The organism is Phyllobacterium sp. SYP-B3895 (genome assembly GCF_009647635.1).
Taxonomy (GTDB): Bacteria; Pseudomonadota; Alphaproteobacteria; order Rhizobiales; family Rhizobiaceae; genus Phyllobacterium; species Phyllobacterium pellucidum.
On the sequence record NZ_WJIG01000002.1, the window covers coordinates 319,173 to 339,338 of the forward strand.

Consider the following 20,166-nt stretch of genomic DNA (forward strand, 5'->3'; position numbering starts at 1 on the left):
ATGGATTTCGGTCTTTCGGAGGAGCAAAGGCTGATCGTCGAAACGACGCGCGCCTTTGTCGAGAACGAACTCTACCCGCACGAAGCGGAGGTGGAACGCACGGGCGTGTTGCGCAAGGAACTCGCTGACGAGCTCAAGCAGAAGGCGATGGAAGCCGGACTTTATGCAGCCAACATGCCAGCCGAAGTCGGCGGCGCGGGGCTCGATACCGTCACCTGGCTGCTCTACGAAAAGGAACTCGGCCGCGCCAATTATGCGCTGCACTGGACCTGCGTCGGGCGCCCGTCGAATATCCTGCTTGCAGGCACCGATGCGCAGAAAGAGAAATACCTCTACCCCTGCATTCGCGGCGAAAAGTCCGACTGCCTGGCCATGACCGAACCCGGCGCGGGCTCGGACTTGCGCGGCATGAAGGCGACCGCTGTCGAAAAGGGCGGCGACTGGGTCGTCAACGGCACCAAACATTTCATCAGCCACGCGCTCGAAGCCGATTTCGTCATACTCTTTGTTGCATCAGGCGAAGAAGAGACGCCGCGCGGCAAAAAGAAGAAAATCACCGCCTTCTTCGTGGACAAGGGCCACCCCGGCATGACGATCCGCGAAGGCTACCGTAATGTCTCGCATCGCGGTTATACCAATGCCATCGTTGAATTCGACGATTGCCGCCTGCCGCAGGAAGCGATCCTCGGCGAAGTCCACAAAGGCTTCGAGGTCGCCAACACCTGGCTTGGCGCAACCCGCTTGCAGGTTGCGGCGACGTGCCTTGGCCGCGCTGAACGTGCGCTCGGCCACGCCATTGAATATGCTGCCCAGCGCCAACAGTTCGGCCAGCAGATCGGCAAGTTCCAGGGCGTTTCGTTCAAGCTCGCCGATATGGCGACGGAGCTCAAGGCGGCGGAACTTCTCACCTTCGAGGCCGGCTGGAAATTCGACCAAGGCACGGTGACTGACCAGGACATGGCCATGGCCAAGCTGAAGGCGACCGAAACGTTGGCCTTCGTCGCCGACGAGGCGATCCAGATTCACGGCGGCATGGGCCTTATGGATGACCTGCCGCTCGAACGCATCTGGCGCGATGCCCGTGTTGAACGCATCTGGGAGGGCACGTCCGAGATCCAGCGGCACATCATCTCGCGTGCCCTGCTCCGCCCGCATGGCGCATAACGGAGCATTTCATGGCATCGCATAAGCTCGACCGACTGCTTCGGCCAAAATCCATTGCTGTCTTCGGTGGCCTCCAGGCCATCGAAGTCATCAAGCAATCACAGAAAATGGGGTTTACCGGCGAGATTTGGCCGGTCCATCCCAAGCATGACGAGATCCTCGGCCTCAAGGTCTATCGCTCGGTGGCCGATCTCCCCGGAAGTCCCGATGCCGCCTTTGTCGGCGTCAACCGTTTTGTCACGCTCGATATCGTGCGGCAGTTGCGCGATGCCGGCGCCGGCGTCGCGGTCTGCTATGCCTCGGGCTTCCTTGAAGCCGGCGCCGACGATGCCGATGGCGCCCGCTTGCAAGAGGAACTCGTTGAAGCGGCAGGCGACATGCCGATCATCGGGCCGAACTGCTACGGCCTCATCAATTATTGCGACGGCGCCCTGCTGTGGCCGGACCAGCACGGCGGACGCCGGCTTGCTGCCGACGAGCGCGGCGTTGCGATCATCACGCAATCGTCCAACATCGCCATCAACATGACGATGCAGAACCGCGGATTGCCGATCGCCCACGTCATGACCGCGGGCAACCAGGCGCAGACCGGCCTTCCCGACATGGCGATCGCACTTCTCGAAGACGACCGCGTGACTGCGCTCGGTCTGCATATCGAAGCATTCCAGTCTGCGCCGAAATTTGAGGCTCTGGCAAAACGGGCGCGTGAACTCGGCAAGCCGATTGTCGCCATGAAGGTCGGCCGCTCAGCGCAGGCACGCGCGGCGACGGTCTCGCACACCGCATCGCTAGCAGGGTCGGACGCTGCATCCGACGCGTTCCTGAAGCGGCTCGGCATAGCCCGCGTCAACTCAATCGCCTCGTTCCTCGAAACGTTGAAGTTCCTCCACGTCCATGGCCCTCTCGATGGCAACACGCTGTGCTCGATGAGTTGTTCAGGCGGCGAGGCATCGGTGATGGCAGACAGCGCCGAGGGCCGCTCGGTGGAATTTCCGGCGCTAACGCCGGAACACAGGGCGCGCGTCAAGGCAACGCTCGGGCCACTCGTCGCCGTGGCGAACCCGCTCGACTATCATACTTTCATCTGGAACAACGAACCGGCCCTGACGGAGACCTTCACCGCCATGGTTTCCGGCGGCTTCGCCTTAAGCTGCCTCGTTCTTGATTTTCCGCGCAAGGATCGCTGCTCGGACGTGGATTGGTGGTCGACGGTGCGCGGCTTCGAAAGTGCGCTCAAGACCAATCGCGCCAAGGGAGCGATTGTAGCGTCCTTGCCCGAAAACATCCCGGAAGAGTATATGGCCGGGCTGATGGAAAGCGGGATCGCGCCTCTTTGCGGCATCACCGAAGCGTTCGACGCCGCCGAGGCCGCCGCGTTCATCGGCCGTGCCTGGAAGCGTAGCGCTTCCGCACCCGTCGCAGCACCCCGCGGTTCAAACGCTTACGAACCCGCCTCTCCCGATGAGGCGGACGCCAAGGCGCTGTTGCGCAGGCTGGAACTCCCCGTACCGGAAGGTCGCCGCTGCCAGACAGCCGATGAGGCAGTCCTTATCGCCAACGGTCTCGGCTATCCGGTTGCCTTGAAGGCGCTCGGCATCGCCCACAAGTCCGAGCACAATGCGGTGCGCCTGAACCTTAAAAGCAGCGATGAAGTTCGAAGCGCGGCGAATGACCTTGCCGGCCTCGGAACAGGACTTTACGTGGAGCGCATGGTAACGGGTGCTGTCGCCGAACTCATTGTCGGCATAGTCGACGATCCTCAGTTCGGCCCGGTGATGACGCTTGGAACCGGCGGCGTTCTCGTCGAACTTCTGCAGGATACGGCAACTTTGCTGCTGCCATCGAGCCGTGAAGATATCGAGGCGGCACTGCGTTCGCTCCGCATGTTCCCGCTACTCGACGGCTATCGCGGCAGGAAGCCGGCCGATCTTGATGCCGCGATTGATACCATAGCGGCAATTGCCACGTTTGCCGTCAGGAATGCAGGACGCATATCCGAGCTGGATATCAATCCGCTGCTCGTCTGCGGCAAGGGAGACGGCGCGTGGATTGCCGATGCGCTGCTGGTCACAAAGGGAGAGCTGAATTGAACGACGTTATAAGGACAAGGCGCGAGGGCGGCATTCTCGAGGTCACGCTCGACCGGCCGAAGGCGAATGCGATCGATCTGATCACGAGCCGCCTTATGGGCGAAACGTTCAGAGAATTCCGCGACGATCCCGAATTGCGCGTCGCCATCGTCCAGACCGCCGGAGACAAGTTTTTCTGCGCCGGCTGGGACCTGAAGGCAGCTGCAGGCGGTGACGCCGTCGACGGCGACTATGGTGTCGGCGGTTTCGGCGGTCTGCAGGAATTGCGCGATCTGAACAAGCCCGTCATCGCCGCGGTCAACGGCATGGCCGTCGGCGGTGGTTTTGAACTCGCGCTTTCCTGCGACATGATCCTCGCATCCGATCATTCGAGCTTCGCCCTGCCCGAAATTCGCGCCGGCACCCTTGCCGACGCCGCGACGGTCAAATTGCCCAAGCGCATTCCCTATCACGTCGCGATGGACCTGCTTCTGACCGGTCGCTGGATGGATGTCGCCGAGGCGCATCGCTGGGGTCTCGTCAATGAGGTTCTGCCCAAGGACAAGCTGATGGAGCGTGTCTGGGAGATCGCCCGCCTCCTCGAAAGCGGTCCGCCGCTCGTTTTCGCCGCGATCAAGGAAGTCGCGCGCGAAGCAGAGAACATGACATTCCAGCAGGCAATGAATATGATCACCAAGCGGAAGTTCCGCACGGTCGATATCCTTTATGCCTCGGAAGACGGACAGGAAGGATTCAAGGCCTTTGCCGAGAAGCGTGAACCTGTCTGGAAGGGTAGATGAGCACAGACTATTCCGTCCTGATCGATAAAGAGACCTGGGCGTTTATCGACAGGACGAACAGTTTCTATCCCCCGGACGCGATAGACCTGACTATCGAAGAGCAGCGCGGCGTCTATAACACGATGTGCCGCGCATTCTTTGCCGGCTATCCAGAGGCAGTGTCATCGATGGATGCATTCATCCATGCACGGGACCACCGGATACCGGTTCGTGTCTATGACAAAAGCGGCTCAAAGCCCGAAGCGGTCTGCCTCTATTTCCACGGTGGCGGCTTCGTCGTGGGTGGGCTCGACAGCCATGATGACGTCTGCGCCGAGATTTGTGATGCTACGGGCTTTCGCATCATCTCCGTCGATTATCGCCTTGCACCCGAGCACCTGCATCCCACGGCCTTCCGCGACTGCCTCGCAGCCTTCGAGCACGTGGCTGAAACCTCCGATCTTCCAATCGTCATTTGCGGAGACAGCGCCGGCGGCAATCTGGCAGCCGCAGTCATCCATCACGTCCGCAGCCATGACCGCGCACCGATCGGCCAGGTTCTCATCTATCCGGGGCTCGGTGGCGCGACCGATCAGGGCTCGTATCTCACTCACGCCGAAGCGCCGATGCTGTCGACCCGTGATACCGTCTACTACGCCAATATTCGTGGCGGCGGCTTCAACTGGTCCACTGATCCGCGTTTCTCGCCCCTCAACGATCCGGATTTTGGCGGGTTGCCGCCGACAATTGTCATTTCCGCCGAATGCGATCCGCTCTCGGACGATGGCCGGCACTACCGCGACAAGATTCTCGCAGCGGGCGGCAAGGCGATCTGGAACAATGAGCCGGGCCTGATCCACGCTTATCTTCGCGCGCGCCATAGCGTCGAGCGGGCGCGGTCAAGCTTCCGGCGGATCGTCACTGCCGTGCATCTGCTCGGGAAAGGCCGCTGGCCCGGCCAACTTTGATTTCTTCTAATTCCCGGCGCTCGCCATGCGCCGGTTCTTCATGGCGCCTTCGAGCCAGCCAAGCTCCATTTCCGGAACCGACGACAGCAGCAGATCCGTATAGGCGTCGAAAGGCGGCTTCAGCACCTCAGTCTTCGGACCGTAGCGCACCACTTCGCCGCGATACATGACTGCGATCGCATCGGCGATGGATTTGACCACGGCAAGATCGTGGGTGATGAAGATATAGGCGACGTTCTCGTCCTTCTGCAGATCGAGCAGAAGCTTGAGGATGCCGTCCGCCACCAGCGGATCGAGCGCGCTCGTCACCTCGTCGCAGATGATGAGCTTGGGCTTGGCGGCAAGCGCGCGTGCAATGCAGACGCGCTGCTTCTGTCCGCCTGACAGTTCGGCCGGGTAGCGATCGGCAAAACCCGTCCCCATCTCGATCTTGTCGAGCAGTTCGCGAACACGAGCGTCGCGTTGCTTGCCTCTCATGCCGAAATAGAATTCGAGCGGACGGCCGATGATCGTGCCGATGGTCTGGCGCGGGTTCATCGCGACATCCGCCATCTGGTAGATCATCTGCAACTCGCGCAGATCGTTGCGCGTGCGGTTGGCAAGGCGCGGCGACAGCGTGCGCCCGTTGAACGTGATGCTCCCTTCCATCGGCGGCAATAGGCCGGTGATGGCGCGCGCCAGCGTCGACTTGCCGGAACCGGACTCGCCGACGACGGCCAGCGTCTGGCCAAGATGGACGTCGACGGTAACGTTCTTGAGCACCTTGACCAGTCCGCCCCCATAGGCCGCGGTAATGTTGTTGACCGCCAGCACCGGCGCATCGTTCGGGTTCTTCTGCTCATGCGGAATGTGATGCACGGAAACAAGCTGGTTGGTGTATTGCTGGCGCGGCTCCTTGATGATCTGGCGTGTATCGCCATATTCGACAAGCTTGCCGTGGCGCAGCACCATGATGTCGTCGGCGACCTGCGCCACGACCGCAAGGTCATGGGTGATATAGAGCGCAGCGACATTGGTGTCGTGGATGGCCTCCTTGATCGATGCCAGCACGTCGATCTGGGTGGTCACGTCCAGCGCCGTCGTCGGTTCATCGAAGACGATGAGGTCGGGCTCCGAGCACAATGCCATGGCAGTCATTGCGCGTTGCAGCTGGCCGCCGGATACCTGATGGGGAAAGCGCTGACCGAAGGTCTCGGGATTCGGCAGTCCAAGCTTCTTGAACAAGCCAATCGCACGCTTCTCGGCTTCTGCCCTCGAACAAATGCGGTGCAGGAGAGCAGCTTCTATGACCTGGTCCATAAGCTTGCGGGCGGGATTGAACGAGGCGGCAGCTGACTGTGCGACATAACAGACCTCCTTGCCCCGGACCTGGCGCAACAGGCGCGGGCCGCCTTTGACAAGATCACGCCCGTTGAGGACCACTTGCCCGCCAGTAATGCGCACGCCTCCCCGGCCATAGCACATGCTTGACAGGCCAATGGTGGATTTGCCGGCGCCGGACTCGCCGATAAGGCCGAGCACCTTGCCGCGCTCGAGCTTGACCGACACGTCATCAACGATGACGACGTTGCGCGGCGGCTCACCGGGTGGGTAGCTGGTTGCCTCGATGCGCAGGTTCTGGATATCGAGCAGGAGACCGGTCTTGTCCTTCCTCTGTGCCTTAGCCATTGCGACCTCCCTTCAGACTTGTCGTCCGGTTCAATATCCAATCGGCAACGAGGTTGACCGAGATCGCGAGAACGGCAATCGCTGCTGCAGGAATAAGCGCAGCCGGCACACCGAAGACGATGCCTTCCTTGTTTTCCTTGACCATGCCGCCCCAGTCGGCATCCGGCGGTTGCACGCCGAGGCCGAGGAATGAAAGCGCCGACAGGAAAAGCACGGCAAAGATAAAGCGCAGCCCGAGTTCAGCGATAAGCGGGGTGAGCGCATTGGGCAGGATTTCACGAAAGATGATCCATACCCGCCCCTCACCGCGCAGCTTTGCGGCCTCGACAAAGTCCATAACGTTGATATCCACCGCGACGGCCCGCGCCAATCGATAGACGCGGGTGGCGTCGAGCAGGCCCATGACGAAAATGAGCGTGACCACATTGGCAGGCAGGACCGAAAGCACGACGAGCGCAAAGATCAGCGTCGGGATTGCCATGATCAGATCGACAAAGCGTGACATGAGTTGGTCGAACCATCCGCCGACGACGGCGGCGGCGAACCCCAGCACCGACCCGAGAATAAAGGAAAGGGCCGTCGCCATGGCAGCGATGAAGATAGTAATGCGTGCACCGTAGATCATGCGCGACAGGAGGTCACGGCCGAGATTATCGGTACCGAGCAGATACTTGGCCGACGAGGGCTCCCATACGTCACCTACCGTCTCGCCGACGGGATATGGAGCGACCCATGGCGCGAATATAGCCGCAAACAGGAACACGGCGGTGATGATGAGGCCGATCCATGCGCTGATGGGAATAGCTTTGACGTTCAGCATGGCGCGCCCCTACTTCGGATGCCGGAGGCGGGGATTGGAAACAATCGCCACGATGTCAGCAATGATGTTCAAACTTATGTAGACGGCCGCGAAAACCAGCCCGCATGCCTGCACGACCGGAACGTCGCGCTTAGCCACGTGGTCGACAAGATACTGGCCCATCCCCGGATAAACAAAGATCACCTCGACCACGACGACGCCGACCACGAGAAATGCGAGGTTGAGCATCACGACATTGACAATCGGCGCAATCGCATTGGGAAACGCATGCCGGGTAATGATCTGAAGCGGCGAAAGCCCCTTCAGTTCGGCCGTTTCTATATAGGCAGACTGCATGACGTTGAGGATTGCTGCACGCGTCATGCGCATCATATGCGCGAGAACGACGAGCGTTAGCACCGTCACCGGCAATGCAATCGCGCTCAGCCGCTCGCCGAGCGGCATGCCTTCATAGACGGTCGATACGCTCGGAAACCACTGCAGCCGCACAGCAACAAAATATATGAGCAGGTAGCCTGTGAAGAACTCCGGCAGCGAGGTCGAAGCGAGACCGAGGCCGGAGATCAGCTTGTCGACGAAGCCGTTGCGGTAGCGTACCGCCAAGAGCCCGAGCATGATGGCGAGCGGAATGGAGACTACCGCCGCCCCGAATGCCAGGAACAGGGTATTCCATAGCCGCTCCTTCAGCGACGTCGCGATATCCTGTCCGCTGGAAAGTGCCGTCCCGAGATCGCCGGTCAAAATCCCGCCGAGCCAGCGCAAATAGCGGATATAGGCAGGGTCGTTCAGACCCATGTCACGCCGCAGGTTTTCAAGCGCCTGCGGCGTAGCCGATTGGCCGAGGATGGATTGGGCCACGTCGCCCGGCAGGATTTGCGTGCCGGCAAAGATGAGCACCGAGACCGCAAGCAGGAGCAGAAGGCCCATCGCAATGCGCTGGGCCACCAGTTTCAGGACAGGTGCACTCATCCGCCCGGCGCCGATCAGGCGTTCAGCCAGCAGCGCGACAGAGCATAGCCGCCGCTCATCTCCTGATTGCCGTCCGGCACCCAGCCGCCGACCTTGGCGCTGGTCGCGTCAATGAAGTCGTTAAACATCGGCACGATCACACCGCCTTCATCGCGAACGATGATGGCCATGTCGCGGTACATCTGCTTGCGCTTGCCCTCATCGAGTTCGCCGCGCGCGGTGATCAGCATCTGGTCGAACTTGGGATTGAAGAAGCGCGTGTCGTTCCAGTCGGCCTTCGAATAGTAGGCCGTGGAATACATCTGGTCCTGCGTCGGACGTCCGCCCCAATAGGATTCCGAGAAGGGCTGCTTGTTCCAAACTTCCGACCAGTAGCCGTCGCCAGGCTCGCGCTTGACTTCGATCTTGATGCCGGCCTTTGCAGCGCTCTGCTGATAGAGCTGTGCCGCATCGACAGCGCCCGGGAAGGCGACATCAGATGTGCGCAGGAGAACGGTGCCGTCATGGCCGGACTTCTTGAAGTGGAACGCGGCCTTGTCCGGATCGTAGGTGCGCTGCTCGATATCGTCGGAGAACAGCGGATAGGCCTTGTTGATCGGGAAGTCATTGCCGACGGAGCCGTAGCCGCGCAGAATCTTCTGCACCATCTCTTCGCGGTTCATGGCGTATTTCAGCGCAAGACGCAGGTCGACATTATCGAAGGGCGCCGTGTTGCAATGTGCAATGAACACGTAGTGTCCCTTGCCGGCCACGTTCTGGATGGTCACGCCGGGGACGCGCTTCACGAGATCGACAATCTTCGGCTCGACGCGGTTGATCATGTGAACCTGTCCGGACTGAAGAGCCGCGGTACGGGCGGTCGCATCGTTGATAACGATGATTTCGATCTGGTCGGCATGGCCGCGCTTGTCGCCGTTCCAGTAGTTGGGGAACTTTTCGCCAATATGACGTACGCCCGGCTGATCGGTGACGACCTTGTATGGTCCCGTCCCGATACCTGCGGTGGGCTTGTCCTTGCCGCCGTTCGGCTGGATCATCAGGTGATAGTCGTCCATCAGGAACGGCAGGTCGGCATTGGCTTCTTTCAATGTGAAAACAACGGTATCGCCGTCCTTCTTCACGTTCTCGATGCCGCCCATGATACCAAGGGCGCCCGACTTGGAGTTCGCGTCCGAGTGGCGTTCCATGGTGGCGACAACGTCGTCCGGCGTCATTTCCTTGCCGTCGTGGAATTGGACACCCTTGCGGATCTTGAAGGTCCATACCTTCGCGTCGTCCGATGAGCCCCACTCTTCGGCGAGTTTCGGCTCAAGCTTGCCATCGGGCTGAATCTCGACAAGCTGCTCGCCCCACTGGCGGCCGAACTTGTAGGGCACCTGGCTTTGCCAGGTCGCAGGGTCAAGACTGTCTGTGGATGCACCGCCCTGCATGCCCGCCTTGAGCGTGCCGCCCTTCACAGGCCCTTCGGCAAGTGCAGCGCTGGACAGAAGCGAGTTGGCAAATACGGTCGTAACACCAAGTGCGGCGGCCCGGCCGAGGAAGTCGCGGCGGGAGATGTGACCGCGTGCGACCTTGCGGCTGAGATATTCGAGTTCTTTAGACATACCAGTTCCCCTTCTTGCTCCGGCGCAACGCGCCCGGATTGGTTTTTGTGATAATGTGACTTGATACCCGTGGATTACAACTGTTGATTGCTAAATAGTCCTCCCCGGCTCATCTGATATTCAAATGAAGCTTCGTTTGATCGTTTCGGCGAAGTCGTGCTCGAAGACGACATTGTCGTTTTCGTAGGCCTCGATACGCCCCGTCAGGTAGAAATTGTGTTGGTCCGATCGCATCGTCGTGTAGGTCTCGGTGCGCGTGCGCCAATTGTCGCGTCCGGAAATCTCGGTCCAATGAGTAGCGCCATAGGCCGAAAGCGGATCGTCAGGATGGATTTCCCAGCGCTCGCGCGCTACTCCGCCATGGATCAGCCCATGATCCTTGTCCCGCGCCTCGCCAAAATCATCCTCGATCAGCAACGTGATCTTGCCGCTTACCTGATCGTGCTCGATCGTCCGGCTATTGCCACCTTCCCGCAATGTTTCAATTTGCCATGGCGATGCGCCCTGCGGCTCGGGGAAAGTCCATTCGTCGCCTGTCGCAAGCGGGCGCGAGGGAATTTCCACGCTGCCAGCGTGGATGCTGAGGCTGACATGGGATGGCGACGGCCAGACAAGCGGCCAATAAGACGTCGAAACAGCCACGCGCAGTGTGTGCCCGGCCGGGACCCTATAGGCAATATCGTCGAGCTTGAAGGTAATTGTCACTTGCTCGCCGGGCACCAGTGGCTCGGCATTGTCATGGCCATGGCGATGACAGAGATTGAAGACGCCATAGGTGATGCGGGTCGATGCGCCATCCGCATGGACGTCACACAACCGCACCGCAACCATGGCCACCGGCTTGTTGCTCGAAAGCGTAAGCGTGATTTCCGGCGCTCCGACAATGTCGATTGCCTCGCCGAGGGACGTGTCATAGCAAAGCGAAAACGCGTCGTCGCGGCGCTGGTCGCCGGGCATTTCCGGTCCGAGCCAGATCGCACAATATTCGCCGCTCATCATGCCGCAATCTTGCGGCGACGCGACCAGATGCGAGAAGTTTTCGCTCGCTTCCGACGCCAGTGACCGGTCGCCCGCAAGGTGAAGCACCTTGCTGCCGATACGTTGCGATGGCCACTCATTTTCGGCAATCCAATAGCCGCTGCGTTCCGTGTACCAGCTTTTCGGTCGAACCGAATCCATCAGGTAGCCACGGTACGTCGGATCGTTCTCGACGCCGGTGTCGATATCCTTGAGCCAGCGATCCCACCAGCGCAACGCCTCCTGCAGGAAGCCGATGCGCGGTTCCGGCACGGCAAAGTGCGGGTATTTGTGTACCCATGGACCGATGATGCCTTTGACCGGCCCGGTTATACCTTCCATCAAGCGCGGCACGGCGTTCTTATAGGCATCGCCCCAGCCGCCGATCGCCAAGGTCGCGGCCTTGATCGCCGAAAACTCCTCGCAGACGGAGCCACGCCGCCAATAGTCATCGCGCGTCTGGTGCTTGAGCCATACAGCCGGCAGGAACGGCTCGTTGTGCAGACGTTCCAGCCACATCTCCCGCCATTTTGCACCGGCATGCGCCGGGTCTGGCGGGCGCGAGGAATAGGCAAGCATTGTTGCGCCCCAGCCGAGATTCTCATTGAGCAGCAGGCCGCCCTTGTAATGGATATCGTCGGCGAAGCGATCGTCGGTCGAGCACAACGTGATGATGGCGTTGAGCGGCTCGGGCTGGAGCGCTGCTACCTGCAACGAATTGAAGCCGCCCCAGGATATGCCCATCATGCCAACCTTGCCGGTCGACCATGGCTGCGCGGCGATCCAGTCGATCACCTCGCACGCGTCGGCAAGTTCCTGTTCGGAATACTCATCCTCCATGAGCCCTTCGGAATCGCCATTGCCGCGCATGTCGACACGCAGGCAGGCATAGCCGTGGCCGGCAAAATACGGATGGGTGAGATTGTCGCGCGCCGTCGTTCCGTCCCGCTTGCGATAGGGCAGGAATTCGAGAATGGCGGGAACCGGGCTATCGTTGGCATTTTCCGGCATCCACACCCGCGCCGAAAGCCGGCAACCATCAGCCAGGACGATGCCCATATCGGCATGCTCGATGACATTATGAGGAAACGTTTCGACTGTCCGCATTATCGCCTTTCATCTCGCGCAGAGTTGAAAACAGACAATGCCCGCCGAAGGCGTGACGCCCGGCGAAAGCCAGAATCCCATTTTCTCGTCTTTGCGAGGTGTTCCTTTGCCCACACTATGCGCATCTGCTCGCCAGCAGGCATAAAACAGCTGCGACATAACTCACACAATTTGCGCCACACCCGAGTTTTTCATCCGAGCTTCGAGGGGATCATTCTTTCAACGCGCCTGAAGAGCATCACGATAATGCCGGTGATCACGAGATATCCCGCGGCAAGGAGGAGCAACGGCTCGTAGGTCAGGAACGTATCCTGCCTGACACGCGAAGCGACCGCGTAAAGATCGACGACGGTGATCGTCGCAACGAGCGGCGTCGACTTGAGCTGGAGCACGGCCTCGCCGGCAAGCGTCGGCAGCGCCCGATGGATCGCCTGCGGCAGCCATATGCGCCTGAAGATCGTGAAGCGCGGCATGCCAAAGGCGCGTGCGGCTTCCAATTGTCCCTTGGGAACGCTGGCGAATGCACCCCGCATTACCTCGCCCTCATAGCCCGCGTAGGACAAGGTCAGCGCCAGCACCGCATAGGGCCAAGCCTGCCGCAAGTAGGGCCAGAGTTCCGATCCGCGTATCCACGGATATTGCGGGAAGAGCGAACCGAGGCCGTAATAGAGCAGCCAGAGTTGCAGCAGCAGCGGCGTGCCGCGGATGACGGTGCAAAACATCTTGGCCGGAATAGCGAGAATCGCCGGCCCGGACGCCTGGGCGAGTCCCAGCGGCACCGCCAGCAGGAAGCCCAGGATAACCGTGACGATCAGGATCCAGATCGTCCGCCACAGGCCCTGAGCGATAAGGTCGCCGTAGTTTTGCAGCCAATCCCAGCGCATGAAGAAAACGGCTGACGCAATCAACGCCAAACCGATCAGCATCATGACGATGCGATGGGGCTGCAGCAGGCTTGCGATGCGGATCCCGTCTGTTTCCTTGTGGATCGGAAATGTCTCGATCGGGACCTCAATAGGCGTTTCGGACATCAATGCGCCTCCTTGACGGAGGGCATGCCGCGTCGGGCCCAGATTTCAACCCGGCCGATGATGGCGTTTGAAAACAGCGTGATGAACAGATAGAGCGCGCCGGCTGCCATGTAGAAGAGGAAATAGGCCTTGGTCGCCCCCGCCGCCTGGCGCGTTTCGAGCGTAAGCTCGGCGAAACCGACGACGGCCAGAAGCGATGTGTCCTTCGTGGCGATCAGCCAGAGGTTGGCTAGTCCCGGGAGCGCATGCGGCAGCATAGCTGGCAACGTGATGCGCCGCATCATCAGGCTCGGCGACATGCCATAGGCCCTCGCCGCTTCGATCTCGCCCTGCGGAATGGATTTAATTGCGCCGCGCAAGACCTCGGTTGCATAGGCGCCCTGGACAAAACCGAGGACGACAATACCGGCGACAAGGCCGCTAATATCGACACGGCTGTAACCGATGGCCTCGAACAGGCGATTGATGAGGTCCGTTCCGGCATAATAGAGCAGCAGGATCAACACCAGTTCGGGTATTGCCCGCACCATCGTGGTGTAGATGGCGGCAATGTCGCGGACAATCGGGCCGCCATAGAGCTTGCCGTATGCGCCGAGCGTTCCGATGATCAGCCCAATGCCGAACGAACCGAGTGCGATCTGCAGGGAGTGAAAGAGCCCGCGAAGCAGATTGCCGCCCCACCCAGGTGGATTTGGCGATAGGAGCCCGAACATGCCGGATATGGCGGCGGGAAGGATCGATGCGTCGGCCAAGCCGTCCTCGATTCAGTATCGGATAGAGTTTTGAACAAATTGGCCGGAACGGGCTGTCCCGCTCCGGCCGGACAGCTTAGCCGCCATAAATATCGAAGTTGAAATACTTCTTCGAGATCTCGTCATACTTACCATCTGAGCGGATCGCCTTGATGGCAGCGTTGATCTTGTCCTTCAGCTCGGTATCGCCCTTGCGCAGGCCGACGCCGACACCGGGGCCGAGGATCTCCAGATCATCGGCTACCTTGCCCTTGATCTCGCAGCACGCCTTGCCTGCATCGGTCGCAACGAAGGTTTCGAGCGCGAGCGAGTCGGCCTGCGTCGCATCGATGCGGCCTGCGGCAAGATCCTGGTTCGCCTCATCCTGCGTCTGGTATTCCTTGATTTCGGCTGCAGTCGAAGCGAAGTACTTCTTGGCGTAGGCCTGGTGCACCGTCGACACCTGAACGCCGATGATCTTGCCCTTCAGGCCTTCCGGCGTCGGCTGCATCTCGACGCCCTTGGCGCCCATGATGACAGTCGGGGTGTTGTAGTACTTGTCGGAAAAATCGATCGTCTTCAACCGCTCGTCGGTAATCGACATGGAACTGGCGATCATGTCGATTTTCTTCGTGGTCAAGGCAGGAATGATGCCGTCCCAAGCGACAGGCGTAATGACGCAATCAAGCTTGGCCTGCTCGCACAGCGCGTTGATGATATCGACTTCCCAGCCGTTCCATTTGCCCGATGCGTCGGGCGACGTGAATGGCGGATAGGGCTCGGCAGCGATGCCGACTTTCACCTGCTCGGCGCTTGCAGCGCCCATACCAGCGACGACCAGGACAACGGCGGCTACCGTTGTTTTCAAAAACGACTTCATTCTCATCTCCATTCTTTCAATGTTCCCCAGGATTGTTTCCTGTTGCTTGCTTATTTTATGAAACAGTCCGGATAAACTGCTTCAAACGTTCAGATTTTGGCGATCCGAACAATGCTTCCGGCGGACCCTCTTCCTCGATGATGCCGTTGTGCAGATAGATGACGTGGCTCGCGACCTCGCGTGCGAATTTCATCTCGTGCGTGACGAGAAGCATGGTCCGGCCTTCCTCGGCGAGATCGCCGATCACCCGCAACACCTCGCCGACGAGTTCCGGATCAAGCGCGGAGGTGGGCTCGTCAAACAGCATGACGCGCGGCTGGATTGCAAGCGCCCGCGCAATTGCGCCGCGCTGTTGCTGGCCACCGGAGAGATAGGCAGGATAAACGTCGCGCTTGGCCGACAGGCCGACGCGCTCGAGCAGTTGCTCGCCGATGACCATGGCCTCGTCGCGCTTCATGCCGAGCACATGGACGGGAACTTCGATGACATTCTGGATGAGCGTCATGTGCTGCCAGAGGTTGAAATTCTGGAACACCATGCCGAGACGGCTGCGGATGCGCTCGATCTGGCGCCGGTTGGCGGGATGCAGGCCGCCATGGCCGTCACTCACCATTTTTACGTCTTCGCCATTGATGCGAATGATGCCGCTGGTGGGATTTTCGAGAAAGTTGATGCAACGCAGGAATGTGGATTTACCGGAGCCACTGCCGCCGATCATGGCGACCACATCGCCATCCCGCGCCGTCAGGGAAACGCCCTTCAGAACTTCGAGCGCTCCGAAGCGCTTATGAAGCTTCTCGATATGAATGGCTTCAGCTTGTTCGCCTGTCGCCCGTTGAAGTGGATCCGTCGAAACGGTTGCCGCTTCCATCGCCATCATTCCGGGATACCTGCTCGTATTGGGCTTGCACGTCTTTTCATGACAGCCTTTGATCCGCCTCATTATCTGACAGGGTCTAAATTGCCCTCTTTGGCTGCATCACACCACTTGCGCTCTATTTATGCAAGCGTATAAATACTCCGAGAAACAATTTTTTGAGAGCAGCGCAGATGCAAGCATTCGGTTCCCAGTCCATGGCCCTCCCCTTGAAGCGCGTCATCATGCGCAAGCCGGACCACGTCATGGCAGGGGCCGAACGCGACGTCTGGCACTATGGGCCGCAATTCGATCCACGCAAGGCTTCCGAGCAGCATCGCGTGTTTGCCGATCTCGTTGCCCGTTCGGGCGCGGAGATCACGTGGATACGCGACGGCAATGACGGCCTGTCCGATTCGATCTTCACCCACGATCCCTCGCTGGTAACCGACAAGGGCGCCGTTATCCTGCGCATGGGAAAGCCCCTGCGCCTTGAGGAAACGGACTTGCACCGAGAGACCTATCGGCAGATGGACGTGCCGGTCCTCGGCCGCATCGAGGCGCCCGGCACCGTCGAGGGCGGCGATTGCGTCTGGGTCGACGAAAAGACCCTGGCGGTTGGACGCGGGGTCCGTACCAATCAGGTGGGGATCGAGCAGCTCGCGAATATTCTCAGGCCGCTTGGCGTCACGGTCCTCGGCTTCGACCTGCCGCTCTGGCATGGAGAAGAAGCCTGCCTGCACCTTATGTCGATTATATCCCCGCTCGCCGAAGACCTTGCGCTTGTACACATGCCGCTGTTGCCGGCAGCGTTTTACCAACTGTTGAAAGAGCGCGGCATTCGCCTGGTTGCCGCTCCTGAAGCAGAATTTGCAGCAAGCAATGGTCTCAACCTCAACGTACTGCCGACAGCACCCTATGAGGTCATTGCCGTTGCAGGCTTCGAGGGCACGAAGGCCGCTATGGAAACAGCAGGCTGCACAGTCACAACCTTCGAGGCCGATGCGCTCTGCATCGCCTGCGAAGGCGGCCCGACCTGCCTCACGCGCCCTGTCTGGCGCCAATGAACGCTGAAACCGCCACCCGCAAGAGCTTTCGCCGCGAGGGCGAGGACAAGCGCCGCGAGGATCTCATCGCGGCAACGCTGGAATGCGTGGCTGAACGCGGCCTTGCCGGTGCGACGGTACGGGAAATTGCGCAACGCGCCGGCGTCACCGCCGGGCTAATCCGCTATTATTTTCCGACCAAGGATGAACTGATCGGCGCTGCCTACCGGGCCGTCATGCAACGCATGACCGTGCAGGCGAGCGACGCTCTCAGAAGCGCGAATGACGATCCCCGCGCCCGGCTCTACGCCTTCGTGACGGCCAATCTCGGCCAGCCGATCATGGACCCGCACAATCTTTCGCTCTGGGCGGGTTTCATTGCGCTCGTCCACGCGGATCCGGCCATGGCAGCGGCACATCGCGACGGCTATCTCGGCTTCCGCGACGAACTCGAAATCCTGATACGCGATGCACTGCTGTCGGCACGCGCACCGGCCGAATCGCGCCACACCCGCAGCCACGCCATTGCCATCAATGCGATCATCGACGGGCTGTGGCTCGAAGGCTGCCTGGCCGGCGATATTTTCTCCGATGGCGAGTTGGCCGAAACCGGCATAAGCGCTATCGAAGCCGTACTTGGAATTTCTCTCAAAGCTGAAGGAGGCGCGCCATGATGCGCTATGCGTCTGTTACGAATCGTCTCGCGGGGCTTGGCTCGGACAAGTGGGCGGTGCACATGCGCGCCCGCGAAATGAAGCATGCCGGCGAAGACGTCATCGAGCTCACGATCGGCGAGCCGGACATCCCGACGCCAAACGATATGATTGACGTCGCAGAACGCTCGATGCGCGCGGGACGCACCGGCTATTCCAATGGCCGGGGTGAACCCGCAGTTCTGGCCGCGCTTTCGGCCAAATATACCGCCCGTACCGGTCGTCCGATCGATGCCGAGCACATCATGTGCTTTCCCGGCACCCAGACCGCCCTCTCCCTCGTCATGCTTGGCATTGCCGAAGAAGGCGACGAGATCATAACGGGCGATCCGCTCTATGCGACCTATGACGGCGTCGTACGTGCAACCGGCGCAATGCGCGTCTCCGTGCCGCTGCGTCCGGAAAAGGGTTTTCGCATGCAGGCGGCCGACCTGGAAAAGGTCATTACGCCGCGCACCAAGGTGTTGCTGTTGAATACGCCGCACAACCCGACGGGGGCGGTACTCAGCGCCAAGGAAATCGCTGAAATCGGCGAGGTCTGCCGGAAACATAATCTCTGGATTGTCTCCGACGAGGTCTACGAGCAGCTCATATTCGACGGTACCTTTGCTTCGCCGCTCGATCAGCCGGAACTTGCGGACCGCACTGTCGCGGTCTCCTCCATTTCCAAGTCGCATGCGGCGCCGGGCTTCCGCAGCGGCTGGTGCGTCGGGCCGAAGGACTTTACCCGCCGCCTGCTGCCGCTTTCCGAATCGATGCTGTTTGGCGGCCAGCCCTTCATCGCAGATATGACCGCTTATGCGCTCGGCCAGCCTTCGGCCGCCGCATCGACGATGCGTGAAAGCTATCTTCGCCGGGCGCGTTCGATCGCCAACCGCCTCGATGGCGTTGCCGGCATCGACTGCAAGATCCCACAGGCCGGAATGTTCATTCTTGCCGATATCCGCGCCACTGGTCTCAGCGGCGATGAATTTGCGATGCGGCTCCTCGAAGAAGAACTCGTCGCGGTCATGCCGGGCGAATCGTTCGGCGAAAACCTTGCCGGTTATCTTCGCCTCAGCCTCAGTGTCGCCGACGAAAAGATCGACGCAGCCTGTGCCGGCATCGTCCGGCTCGCATCACGCCTTCAGAAACGGAAATCCGCATGACCACGGTTGGTGAAGCTCTCGTTCATTTGCTCGAATCCTACGACGTCGATACCGTCTTTGGTATCCCGGGCGTCCACACCATCGAGCTTTATCGCGGCCTTGCCGGTTCGAAGATACGCCACATTACCCCGCGCCATGAACAAGGTGCCGGGTTCATGGCGGATGGCTACGCACGCGCGACGGGCAAGCCGGGCGTCGCATTCGTCATCACCGGACCGGGCATTACCAATACGATCACTGCCATGGGACAGGCGCGTGCCGATTCCATTCCGATGCTGGTCATCTCCGGCGTGAACCAGCGCGACTCGCTTGGCAAGGGCATGGGTTTCCTGCACGAACTTCCGAACCAGCGCGCCATGCTGCAGACGGTTGCAATGTTCTCGCACCGGATCGAGAAGCCCGACGAACTGCCCATCGTGCTTGCCCGCGCCTTTGCTCTTTTTGCGTCTCGCCGTCCGGGCCCCGTTCATATTGAAATTCCGCTCGACGTCATGGCGCTCCCGCTTGAAGGCGCGCAGCGCGAGCCTTCCGATGCGCCGGTGCCGCACGCATCGACCGAAACCATAGCCGAGTTGGTCCGCCACTGCCTGTCAGCGGAACGGCCCGTCATTCTCGTTGGCGGCGGCGCAAAGTCTGCGGCGGACGGCCTGAAGGTTCTCGCCGAGAAACTCGATGCGCCTGTAGTCGCCACCACGAACGGTCGTGGCATCATGCACAAGCATCCGCTGCTCATCCCGGCAAGCCCGAGCCTCAAGGCGGTGCGCGAGCTCCTAGCCGACAGCGATCTCGTCATCGCCATTGGCACGGAAATGGGACCGACCGACTATGACATGTATGCCGACGGCGGCTTCCCGGAATTGAAGCGCTTCGTGCGCATCGACATCGATGCCGGACAGCTCGATCGCTGGCCCGCATTCATGCCGATCGAAGCGGCCGCGAAGGAAACCGTCGGGTCGCTTTCTGCAGCCCTGCCGGACCGCAGAAACGGCCGAGGCGGCGAAGAACGCGCAAAGCGCGTGCGCGACGCGGCCTGGGCCGATGTCGGCGCGCGCATCCAGGGTCAGGTGCGTTTCCTCAATACGTTGCGCGATACGCTGCCCAATTCGCTCATCGTCGGCGATTCTACGCAAACGATTTACTCCGGCAACCTCTATTACGATCACGACCGCGTCGGCGGCTGGTTCAACGCCGCCACAGGTTTCGGCGCGCTCGGCTTCGGGCCGCCTGCGGCCATTGGCGCAGCCCTTGGCAAGCCCGAGACCTCGACGGTCTGCATCGTCGGCGATGGCGGCTTCCAGTTCGTGCTCGGTGAAATCGGCGCAGCCGTCGATGAACAAGTGCCGATGATCTTCATCGTCTGGAACAATCAGGGGTATCAGGAGATCGAGCGCGCAATGGTCGAGGTGAATATCGACCCCGTTGGCGTCCGCCCTTCCGCTCCGGACTATATCAAGATTGCCGAAGCCTATGGCGTACCGGCCGAGCGTCTCAGCGATATCGGTGAACTCCCGGCTTCGCTTTTGCGAGGCAAGGCGAGCAATAGCCCGTACCTGATTGAAATCGATGAAAAACTGGTTGGCTGACGGCTTGCAGCCG

At 60.5% G+C, this 20,166-nt stretch carries 17 protein-coding genes; 8 read left to right on the top strand and 9 right to left on the bottom strand.

Features of this window, described 5'->3' with window-relative positions:
• From GF108_RS07940 to GF108_RS07955, 4 genes are read left to right on the top strand one after another with little or no spacing between them, the layout of a single operon-like run.
• Complete coding sequence (locus tag GF108_RS07940) at positions 1-1,164, top strand: acyl-CoA dehydrogenase family protein (RefSeq protein WP_153667540.1); 1,164 nt, start codon at positions 1-3, stop codon at positions 1,162-1,164.
• An 11-nt stretch (positions 1,165-1,175) separates the two neighbouring features.
• Positions 1,176-3,254: an acetate--CoA ligase family protein gene (locus GF108_RS07945; RefSeq protein ID WP_153667541.1), complete on the top strand. Its 2,079-nt coding sequence runs from the start codon at positions 1,176-1,178 to the stop codon at positions 3,252-3,254.
• Complete coding sequence (locus tag GF108_RS07950) at positions 3,251-4,033, top strand: carnitinyl-CoA dehydratase (protein WP_153667542.1); 783 nt, start codon at positions 3,251-3,253, stop codon at positions 4,031-4,033. The genes GF108_RS07945 and GF108_RS07950 overlap by 4 nt, the downstream gene beginning before the upstream one ends.
• Positions 4,030-4,980, top strand: coding sequence for an alpha/beta hydrolase (locus GF108_RS07955; RefSeq protein WP_153667543.1), 951 nt, complete (start codon positions 4,030-4,032; stop codon positions 4,978-4,980). Before GF108_RS07950 ends, GF108_RS07955 begins: the two co-directional genes overlap by 4 nt.
• 6 nt (positions 4,981-4,986) lie before the next feature.
• On the opposite strand, the gene GF108_RS07960 is transcribed toward GF108_RS07955, so the two are convergent.
• The 9 genes from GF108_RS07960 to GF108_RS08000 form a co-directional block, all read right to left on the bottom strand.
• A complete protein-coding gene (locus tag GF108_RS07960; RefSeq protein WP_153667544.1) occupies positions 4,987-6,648 on the bottom strand; it encodes an ABC transporter ATP-binding protein in 1,662 nt (553 codons plus the stop codon).
• Positions 6,641-7,468 carry an ABC transporter permease gene (locus tag GF108_RS07965; RefSeq protein ID WP_027232565.1) on the bottom strand — a complete coding sequence of 276 codons (828 nt, stop codon included), beginning with the start codon at positions 7,466-7,468 and terminating at the stop codon, positions 6,641-6,643. The genes GF108_RS07960 and GF108_RS07965 overlap by 8 nt, the downstream gene beginning before the upstream one ends.
• A 9-nt stretch (positions 7,469-7,477) precedes the next feature.
• Entirely contained in the window at positions 7,478-8,437 is a 960-nt protein-coding gene (locus tag GF108_RS07970) for an ABC transporter permease (RefSeq protein ID WP_153667545.1), read from the bottom strand.
• Positions 8,438-8,451: 14 nt separating this feature from the next.
• A complete protein-coding gene (locus GF108_RS07975) occupies positions 8,452-10,041 on the bottom strand; it encodes an ABC transporter substrate-binding protein (RefSeq protein ID WP_153667546.1) in 1,590 nt (529 codons plus the stop codon).
• Between the two features lie 120 nt (positions 10,042-10,161).
• Complete coding sequence (locus tag GF108_RS07980; RefSeq protein ID WP_153667547.1) at positions 10,162-12,165, bottom strand: CocE/NonD family hydrolase; 2,004 nt, start codon at positions 12,163-12,165, stop codon at positions 10,162-10,164.
• Between the two features lie 191 nt (positions 12,166-12,356).
• Positions 12,357-13,196 carry an ABC transporter permease gene (locus GF108_RS07985; RefSeq protein ID WP_153667548.1) on the bottom strand — a complete coding sequence of 280 codons (840 nt, stop codon included), beginning with the start codon at positions 13,194-13,196 and terminating at the stop codon, positions 12,357-12,359.
• Complete coding sequence (locus GF108_RS07990) at positions 13,196-13,909, bottom strand: ABC transporter permease (RefSeq protein WP_153668217.1); 714 nt, start codon at positions 13,907-13,909, stop codon at positions 13,196-13,198. Before GF108_RS07990 ends, GF108_RS07985 begins: the two co-directional genes overlap by 1 nt.
• A 115-nt stretch (positions 13,910-14,024) precedes the next feature.
• Positions 14,025-14,807 (bottom strand): transporter substrate-binding domain-containing protein, encoded by a 783-nt coding sequence (locus GF108_RS07995; protein ID WP_153667549.1) that lies wholly within the window; start codon positions 14,805-14,807, stop codon positions 14,025-14,027.
• 55 nt (positions 14,808-14,862) lie between these two features.
• Positions 14,863-15,678 (bottom strand): ABC transporter ATP-binding protein, encoded by an 816-nt coding sequence (locus GF108_RS08000; protein WP_051615153.1) that lies wholly within the window; start codon positions 15,676-15,678, stop codon positions 14,863-14,865.
• Positions 15,679-15,857: 179 nt separating this feature from the next.
• Here GF108_RS08000 and GF108_RS08005 point away from each other — a divergent pair, with 179 nt between their 5' ends.
• Genes GF108_RS08005 through GF108_RS08020 form a run of 4 tightly spaced genes read left to right on the top strand, consistent with a single transcriptional unit; the run spans position 15,858 to position 20,153 of the window.
• Positions 15,858-16,730 carry a dimethylarginine dimethylaminohydrolase family protein gene (locus GF108_RS08005; protein WP_153667551.1) on the top strand — a complete coding sequence of 291 codons (873 nt, stop codon included), beginning with the start codon at positions 15,858-15,860 and terminating at the stop codon, positions 16,728-16,730.
• Complete coding sequence (locus GF108_RS08010) at positions 16,727-17,383, top strand: TetR family transcriptional regulator C-terminal domain-containing protein (RefSeq protein ID WP_091922645.1); 657 nt, start codon at positions 16,727-16,729, stop codon at positions 17,381-17,383. The genes GF108_RS08005 and GF108_RS08010 overlap by 4 nt, the downstream gene beginning before the upstream one ends.
• Complete coding sequence (locus GF108_RS08015) at positions 17,383-18,570, top strand: pyridoxal phosphate-dependent aminotransferase (protein ID WP_153668218.1); 1,188 nt, start codon at positions 17,383-17,385, stop codon at positions 18,568-18,570. The genes GF108_RS08010 and GF108_RS08015 overlap by 1 nt, the downstream gene beginning before the upstream one ends.
• Entirely contained in the window at positions 18,567-20,153 is a 1,587-nt protein-coding gene (locus GF108_RS08020; RefSeq protein ID WP_153667552.1) for a 5-guanidino-2-oxopentanoate decarboxylase, read from the top strand. The genes GF108_RS08015 and GF108_RS08020 overlap by 4 nt, the downstream gene beginning before the upstream one ends.
• Positions 20,154-20,166 lie beyond the last annotated feature (13 nt).